Genomic DNA, 7,786 nt, shown 5'->3' on the forward strand with positions numbered 1-7,786 from the left:
CGTTTGACGACCCGATCTACACCCTGCTCTTTTTGCAAAGCACTCATCTGCCTTATATCAGGGTGACGCCGAAAGGGATCTTTGATGTGATGAAAAAAACTGTACTCTTTCCATCGATAATGCGTTAAAATATAAAAGAGCGGGAGCTAATCTATGGTGAATCGATATGTAAGAGTACTGCTTTGTTTTGCTTCTCTTTTACTGCTTGCATCGTGCCAGTCGCAGGAACAGCAGGAAAAGGAAAAGAACATTCATCCGCTGACAGGATTGAAGGCGGACGGAGATATTCGGCAGCGGCCCATTGCCGTTGTGGTGAACAATCATTCAAAAGCACGGCCGCAGTCGGGATTAAGCAAGGCTGACATTGTCATTGAAGCTCTCAGTGAAGGACCGATCACACGATTGTTGGCGATCTATCAAAGCGACATGCCTGAAGCGATTGGCCCAGTCCGCAGCGCCCGGGAGTATTTCATTGATTTGGCTCTCGGTTTTGACAGCCTCTTGGTGCATCACGGCTGGAGTCCGGGTGCAAAAAGCCGCCTGTTGAACGGCGACGCCGATCATATCAATGGGATGGATTACGACGGCAGCCTGTTTTGGAGGGCCGATTTTCGGGAAGCGCCGCATAATTCGTACACGTCATATAAAAATGTAAAGCAAGCAGCAGATGACAAAGGATATGCCATCGAAACCCGCACAGAACCGCTCACTTTTAAAGCAAGCCCTGACAAACCTTCGGATGCGCTTTATTCTATACGGTTAGATTACGGAACAAAATCCGTTACAAACCGTGTCGAATATGGTTATGATAAAAAGGTTGAAGGCTATGTGAGAAAGTCAGACGGTATTTTGACAACAGACCTTGAAACAGAAGAACCGGTTGTTCTTCAAAACATTCTAATAGCGGAAGCCGAACATCATATGAAAGATGCGTACGGGAGAAGGGATATTGACCTTCGTTCAGGCGGAAAAGGACTCCTTTTGCAAAACGGGGAAGTCCATCGGATCAGCTGGAAGAACGAAAACGGCCGGATCATACCGAAGACGGACGGCAAGACCGTTCCGTTTGTGCCGGGAAAAACGTGGATCAATATCGTTCCCGATCTCAGCAAGGTTTCTATTAGCAAAGGAGAAGGTGTGTAAAGATGCAGATCGATAAATTGCGCGGGAGAGAGCTGGACCAGCTTTTTCAATCCATACTATCACTAAAAGATCTCGAAGAATGCTATCGTTTTTTCGATGATTTATGCACAATAAATGAAATTCAGTCATTGGCTCAGCGGCTCGAAGTAGCCAGAATGCTGCGCGACGGTAACACGTATCACAAAATTGAGACGGAAACCGGAGCGAGCACCGCGACCATTTCCAGGGTGAAACGCTGCCTGAACTACGGAAATGACGCTTATATCATGGCGCTGGACCGCGTCAAAGCAAATCAATCTGAATCATCTTCATGATGTCATGAAACCGCCTGGCTCAGGGCACTGAGCACCGGCGGTTTTTTTGTGCTTTCTGCACGTTTATCGTTTATTCGTTATCCGTTTTTCGAAAGGGGCTGAATTTGTTATAATATTTAAATGGTAAGAACGAATGGAGGAGCTTTTTTCATGTGCGATATTACCGAGTGGAAGCATGTCTTTAAACTCGATCCGAATAAAGATATTACGGATGATCAGCTTGAACAGCTGTGCGAATCTGGAACAGACGCGGTTTTGATCGGCGGAAGCGATCATGTCACAGAAGATGATGTCCTTCGGCTGATGTCAAAAGTGCGCCGCTTTTTAGTGCCGTGCGTCCTAGAAGTGTCGACGATTGACGCGATCGTCCCGGGATTTGATCTCTATTTTATTCCGACTGTGCTCAACAGCAGAGATACCGACTGGATTGCCGGCTTACATAAAAAGGCGATGAAAGAATACGGCGAGCTGATGTCACCTGATGAGATTGTTGTTGAAGGGTACTGTATTTTGAATCAGGACTGCAAGGCTGCCGCTTTGACAAACGCAGATACCGAGCTTGACATTGAGGATATTAAAGCATACGCCCGCGTGGCAGAACATCTTTTCCGCCTCCCGGTCTTTTATCTTGAATACAGCGGCATGCTGGGGGATTCGGAGACCGTTAAGGAAACAAAAGCGGTGCTTCAGGAAACGACGCTGTTTTACGGCGGCGGCATCAAAGATGCGGAGACGGCGGTAAAAATGGCTGAGCACGCCGATGTGATCGTCGTCGGAAACGCGATTTATGAGAATTTCGAAGATGCACTGCAAACGGTAAAGGCCGTAAAAGGATGAGCATAACGAACCGGATTGGTTTATAATAGAACATATGTTTGAATAGGCGGTGAACGGAATTGAATTACATTAGCGACCAATTATTAAGCGGATTAAACAAGATGCAGCAGGAAGCGGTCAAAACGACGGACGGTCCGCTTTTGATCATGGCCGGAGCAGGAAGCGGAAAGACGCGGGTATTGACGCACCGCATTGCGTATTTAATGGCGGAGAAGCGCGTTGCCCCGTGGAACATTTTGGCGATTACATTTACGAACAAAGCGGCCAGAGAACTGAAAGAACGTGTGGAACGCATTCTCGGACCGGGAGCGGACGACATCTGGATTTCGACGTTCCACAGCATGTGTGTGAGAATTTTGCGGAGAGACATCGACAGAATCGGCATCAACCGGAATTTCTCGATTCTTGATACGTCAGATCAGCTTTCCGTCATTAAAGGAATCTTAAAGGAAAGAAACATCGATCCGAAAAAATTCGATCCCAGAAGCATACTCGGATCGATCAGCAGTGCGAAAAACGAATTGATCGACCCGGAAGAGTACGAGAAAACAGCCGGCGGTTTTTTTGAACAAGTCGTCAGCGATGTCTACAAAGATTATCAGAAAAAACTGCGGAAAAACCAGTCGCTCGATTTTGACGATCTGATCATGACGACGATCATCCTGTTTGACCGGGTGCCGGAAGTGCTCGAATACTACCAGCGGAAATTCCAATACATTCATGTCGATGAGTATCAGGATACGAACAGGGCGCAGTATTTGCTCGTCAAAAAAATGGCGCAGCGCTTCGAAAACATCTGCGTCGTCGGGGACTCCGACCAGTCGATCTACAGATGGCGCGGCGCGGACATTGCCAACATTCTGTCGTTTGAAAAAGACTATCCGAATGCAAGCGTCATTCTACTCGAACAAAACTACAGGTCGACAAAGCGGATATTGAACGCGGCCAATGAAGTGATTCAGAACAACTCCAACAGAAAGCCGAAAAACCTCTGGACCGAAAATGACGAAGGAGCGAAAATCTCCTACTTCAGAGGCGACAACGAATTTGGCGAAGGCCAATTTGTCGCGGGCAAAATCAGGGAGCTCGTCGGCTCGGGAAAACGATCTTTCTCTGATATCGCGATTTTGTACCGGACGAACGCTCAATCGCGTGTCATCGAGGAAACGCTGATGAAAGCGAACATCAACTACAACATTGTCGGCGGCACGAAGTTCTATGACAGGAAAGAGATCAAAGACATCCTTGCGTATTTGCGCCTCGTCGCAAATCCTGACGACGATATCAGCTTTGCGCGGATCGTAAACGTGCCGAAGCGCGGCGTTGGTGCGACTTCAGTCGATAAAATTGCGGCTTATGCCGATATGAACGGAATGTCTTTATTTGAAGCGCTCGGACAGGTTGACTTTATCGGCCTCAGCGCAAGAGCGGCGAACGCGCTTGACGAGTTCAGACAGACGATCGAAAACCTGACGAACATGCAGGAATACTTATCTGTCACAGAGCTTACGGAAGAAATCCTTGAAAAAACCGAATACCGCGAAATGCTGAAAGCGGAAAAATCCCTGGAAGCGCAGAGCCGTCTTGAAAATATCGACGAGTTTCTCTCCGTAACGAAAAACTTTGAACAGCAAAGCGAAGATAAATCGCTCGTCGCCTTTTTGACGGATTTGGCCCTTATCGCCGATATCGATCAGCTTGATCAGAAGGAAGAAGAGACCGGAAATCAAGACGCGGTCATCTTGATGACGCTTCATGCCGCAAAAGGACTCGAATTCCCGGTCGTGTTCCTGATGGGGCTTGAAGAAGGGGTATTCCCGCACAGCCGCTCCCTGATGGAGGAAGCGGAGATGGAAGAAGAACGGAGACTCGCATACGTCGGCATCACGAGGGCTGAGGAAGAGCTTTATTTAACTAACGCGCGGATGCGGACATTGTTCGGGAGAACGAATATGAACCCGGAATCAAGGTTCATTGCGGAAATACCGGAAGAATTATTGGACAATCTAAACGAGAAGAAAAAAGATCTGAAAACGCCGTTTGGAAGAAAGCCGGAGCGGAGAGGCCCGGTTACCCGGCCGGCTGCATCGTACAGCAAAACCGGCGGCGACGGTGTCAATTGGGCAGTCGGCGACAAAGCCTCCCATAAAAAGTGGGGCGTCGGAACCGTTGTCAGCGTCAAAGGATCCGGCGAATCGACTGAGCTTGACATCGCCTTCCCGAGCCCGACCGGAGTGAAGCGTCTTCTCGCGGCCTTTGCGCCTATTGAAAAGCAATAAATGGCAAAAGACCTGAAATGAAAGGACGAAACCAATGGAAAAAGAAGCAGCTAAACGCCGTGTGGAACAACTGCATGCATTGATTAACAAATACAACTACGAATATCACACCCTTGACGACCCAAGCGTGCCTGATTCCGAATATGACAAGCTGATGAAGGAACTTATTGCTCTTGAAGAAGAGCACCCCGACCTGAAAACGCCGGACTCTCCTTCTCAGCGCGTCGGCGGAGCCGTTTTGGACGCCTTTCAAAAAGTGCAGCATAAAACGCCGATGCTGAGCCTCGGCAACGCGTTTAATGAAGAAGATCTACGCGACTTTGACCGCCGCGTCCGCCAGGCGGTCGGAGATGTTGAGTACAACGTCGAATTTAAAATAGACGGTCTTGCTGTTTCACTGCGCTATGAAAACGGCGTATTTGTCAGAGGTGCGACGAGAGGCGACGGAACAACGGGCGAGGATATTACGGAAAATTTGAAGACCATCAGAAACATTCCCCTCCGAATGAAGCGCGATCTTTCAATTGAAGTGCGCGGCGAGGCTTTTATGCCGAAGCGCTCCTTTGAATTGCTGAACAAAGCGCGGCTCGAACGGGATGAAGAGCCGTTCGCCAACCCGCGGAACGCTGCTGCCGGCTCATTAAGGCAGCTCGATCCGAAAATCGCCGCGAAACGAAATCTCGACATCTTCGTCTACAGTATAGCGGAGCTTGACGAAATGGGCGTTGAAACGCAAAGCCAGGGACTTGATTTCCTCGACGAACTCGGCTTTAAAACCAATCATGAAAGAAAAAAATGCAGCACGATCGAAGAAGTCATTGAGATCGTCGAAGAGCTCAAGACAAAACGCGCCGACCTCCCGTATGAAATCGACGGGATCGTCATTAAAGTCAACTCCCTTGATCAGCAGGAAGAACTCGGCTTTACGGCAAAAAGCCCGCGCTGGGCAATCGCCTACAAGTTTCCTGCCGAAGAGGTTGTCACAACGCTTTTGGACATTGAATTAAGCGTCGGCCGGACGGGTGCAGTAACCCCGACTGCGATTCTCGAACCTGTAAAAGTGGCGGGAACGACCGTCCAAAGAGCTTCTCTCCACAACGAAGATTTGATTAAAGAGAAGGATATCAGACTGCTGGACAAAGTCGTCATTAAAAAAGCAGGGGACATCATTCCCGAGGTTGTCAACGTGCTCGTCGAACAGAGGACGGGAGAAGAGAAAGAATTCAACATGCCGAAGGAATGCCCGGAATGCGGAAGCGAGCTTGTCAGAATTGAAGGAGAAGTCGCGCTTCGCTGCATCAATCCGGAGTGCCCGGCTCAGATCAGGGAAGGCCTGATCCATTTCGTTTCCCGGAACGCGATGAATATAGACGGTCTTGGCGAGCGCGTCATCACCCAGCTGTTCCGCGAAGACCTCGTCCACAATGTCGCCGATCTGTATAAGCTGACGCGCGAGCAGCTGATCAATCTCGAGCGGATGGGGGAAAAATCGACCGACAACTTATTGAAGTCGATTGAAAAATCGAAGGAGAATTCATTGGAACGGCTTCTCTTCGGACTCGGCATCCGCTTCATCGGCGCCAAAGCGGCCAAGACACTGGCGATGCATTTTGAAACGCTTGACAGGCTCAAAAAAGCGACAAAAGAAGAATTGGTCGAAGTCGATGAAATCGGCGAGAAGATGGCGGACGCCCTCGTCACTTATTTTGAAAAAGAAGAGATTTTAAAGCTGTTGGACGAGCTTGAAGAACTCGGGGTGAACACCGAGTATAAGGGCCCGAAAAAAGCGGCCGCTGAAACGAGCGATTCGTATTTTGCGGGGAAAACGATCGTCCTGACCGGGAAGCTCAACGAAATGTCGCGGAACGACGCGAAAGCGGAAATCGAAGCGCTCGGCGGAAAAATCACAGGCAGTGTAAGCAAAAAAACCGATCTCGTCATTGCCGGCGAAGCGGCAGGCAGCAAACTGGCGAAAGCTGAAGAGCTGAACATCGAAGTATGGGATGAAGCAAGACTGATCAGTGAGCTAAAGAAATAAGAGGAGTGTTTTCTATTGAAAAAGATATTATGTTTGGCGGCTGCTGCGGGTATGCTCATGCTCTCGGCCTGTGCGCCGAATTTTGGGGGAGAAGAAGAGCAGGAGATGGTGCAGAAAACGGATAAGTCGAAAGAAAAAGCCATCATTCCGAAATACAACATCTCCGATTCTTATTATAAAATGGTTCTTCCTTTCAAGGCGGGGAAAGCCCGCGGCTTGACGACCGAACGCCTGAATACGCGGCTGGATATCGATGAATTTGAGACAGGCATGATGCGCCTTGCGCAAGATTCATTTTCTACTGACGATTACCTTTTTCAAGAAGGACAATACCTGGATGAGGATACAGTTACGAGCTGGCTCGCCCGCAAAAAAACGGGAGACGACCTGAAAAAAGCGGAGAAAGACGATAAAAACTTCAAAAACCTCGGACTGAACCCCGCCCTTTCCGGGAGCGGGTCAACAGAGAAGCAAAACGAAGAAAGCCCGGTATACCTCGCCCATATGCTTGAGCATGACTACCTCGTCCGCAAAGACAAGGATACGATTGAGCTCGGCGGCGTCGTGATCGGCCTTGCGCTGAACTCTGTCTACTACTACCGCGAAAATGTCGGCGACCCGCAAAAAGAAGTGACCATCAGCGACAAAAAGCTGAGGCAGGAAGGCGAAAAAATCGCCGAGGAAGTGGCGAAACGGATCAGAAACATGGATGATTTGAAAAACATTCCGCTGACCATCATGCTCTACAAGCAGGCGCCTAAGTCATCGATCGTCCCTGGAAACTTTATCGCCAAAACCGATGTGAAATCCGGGACAAGCGAGCTCGGCGGCTGGGATAAAATCAATGAAGAGTACACGTTCTTCCCTTCAACAGAAGGTTCAGAGAAACATCCGGATGACGCGGAGCTCTTCAAACGCTTTAAAAACAAAGTCGATACGTATTTTCCAAACTACACAGGGGTTGTCGGCACGGCTCTCTATAAAGACGACCAAATGCAGGACATGAAAATCAACATCCCGATGCAGTTTTACGGCAAAAGCGAAGTCATCGCCTTTACCCAGTTCTTGACCGGTGAAGTAATGGATTACTACGGCAAAAGCGGACTGAACGTTGAGATCAACATTAATTCGTCAGCCGGGCAGGAAGCCGTTATCCTGAAAAAGCCGGGAGACAA

Annotated in this window: 7 protein-coding genes; all 7 read left to right on the top strand. The window is 49.0% G+C overall.

Features of this window, described 5'->3' with window-relative positions; all coding sequences use genetic code 11:
- The coding region (locus C1T29_RS25035) for an adenine deaminase C-terminal domain-containing protein (RefSeq protein WP_369122223.1) at nt 1-128 on the top strand (128 nt) is incomplete at its 5' end.
- 28 nt (nt 129-156) lie between these two features.
- Nucleotides 157-1,143, top strand: coding sequence for a DUF3048 domain-containing protein (locus C1T29_RS04390; protein ID WP_023855595.1), 987 nt, complete (start codon nt 157-159; stop codon nt 1,141-1,143).
- Between the two features lie 2 nt (nt 1,144-1,145).
- Nucleotides 1,146-1,457, top strand: coding sequence for a YerC/YecD family TrpR-related protein (locus C1T29_RS04395; RefSeq protein WP_003179568.1), 312 nt, complete (start codon nt 1,146-1,148; stop codon nt 1,455-1,457).
- 150 nt (nt 1,458-1,607) lie between these two features.
- Nucleotides 1,608-2,294 carry a heptaprenylglyceryl phosphate synthase gene (locus C1T29_RS04400; RefSeq protein ID WP_103750411.1) on the top strand — a complete coding sequence of 229 codons (687 nt, stop codon included), beginning with the start codon at nt 1,608-1,610 and terminating at the stop codon, nt 2,292-2,294.
- A gap of 59 nt (nt 2,295-2,353) precedes the next feature.
- Complete coding sequence (pcrA, locus tag C1T29_RS04405; protein WP_208945624.1) at nt 2,354-4,573, top strand: DNA helicase PcrA; 2,220 nt, start codon at nt 2,354-2,356, stop codon at nt 4,571-4,573.
- A 34-nt stretch (nt 4,574-4,607) separates the two neighbouring features.
- Complete coding sequence (gene ligA, locus C1T29_RS04410; protein WP_103750410.1) at nt 4,608-6,611, top strand: NAD-dependent DNA ligase LigA; 2,004 nt, start codon at nt 4,608-4,610, stop codon at nt 6,609-6,611.
- 15 nt (nt 6,612-6,626) lie between these two features.
- The coding region (locus C1T29_RS04415; RefSeq protein ID WP_208945625.1) for a CamS family sex pheromone protein at nt 6,627-7,786 on the top strand (1,160 nt) is incomplete at its 3' end.

The sequence above is a fragment of the Bacillus sp. MBGLi79 genome, assembly GCF_002953915.1.